Below are 203 nucleotides of genomic sequence, written 5' to 3' on the forward strand. Positions count from 1 at the left end.
CCTCTAAAAGGTAGTGCTTTCGCCAGCGCACTACATATGTACCAGCGAAAGCCCCCTCCTCCCTCTGCAATACGCCTAGCCGGTGTTACGCAAACCCGCCGCAATACCCGCCACACTGACCAGCAAGGCCTGTTCCAGAGGGCTGTCGGCCTGATTATCACGCAGTCGTGAGCCTGTCTCTTRTMYMYTATACACATCTCCGA

Annotated in this window: 1 protein-coding gene; it reads right to left on the bottom strand. The window is 56.1% G+C overall.

Annotated elements, in window-relative coordinates:
- Nucleotides 1–75: 75 nt before the first annotated feature.
- On the bottom strand, nucleotides 76–203 hold a 128-nt coding region (locus ACQ4LH_RS21065), incomplete at its 5' end, for a phosphoenolpyruvate carboxylase (RefSeq protein ID WP_430698965.1).

This window comes from Pseudomonas peli (assembly GCF_050563605.1).
In the GTDB taxonomy this organism is placed as follows: Bacteria; Pseudomonadota; Gammaproteobacteria; order Pseudomonadales; family Pseudomonadaceae; genus Aquipseudomonas; species Aquipseudomonas peli_A.